The 309-nt window shown below is 67.6% G+C and carries 1 protein-coding gene; it reads left to right on the forward strand.

Going from position 1 to position 309, the window contains the following annotated elements:
• A partial coding sequence (locus tag IG169_RS11135; protein ID WP_193176289.1) for an acyl-CoA dehydrogenase family protein occupies positions 1–309 on the forward strand: 309 nt, incomplete at both ends.

A 309-nucleotide genomic window follows, 5' to 3' on the forward strand; every position in this document is an offset into this window, starting at 1 on the left:
AGCTGACCGGCTCGAAGATGTGGATCTCCAATGCGCCGATCGCCGACGTCTTCGTCATCTGGGCGAAGTCCGAGGCGCATGGCGGCAAGATTCGCGGCTTCGTCCTCGAAAAGGGGATGCAGGGTCTTTCCGCGCCGAAGATCGGCGGCAAGCTGTCGCTGCGCGCCTCGGTGACCGGCGAGGTGGTGATGGACGGCGTCGAGGTCGGCGAAGGTGCGTTGCTGCCGAATGTCGAGGGGCTGAAGGGCCCGTTCGGCTGCCTCAACCGGGCGCGCTACGGCATTGCCTGGGGCGCGATGGGCGCGGCCG

It is taken from the genome of Oricola nitratireducens, assembly GCF_014904745.1.
GTDB classification, from domain to species: Bacteria; Pseudomonadota; Alphaproteobacteria; order Rhizobiales; family Rhizobiaceae; genus Oricola; species Oricola nitratireducens.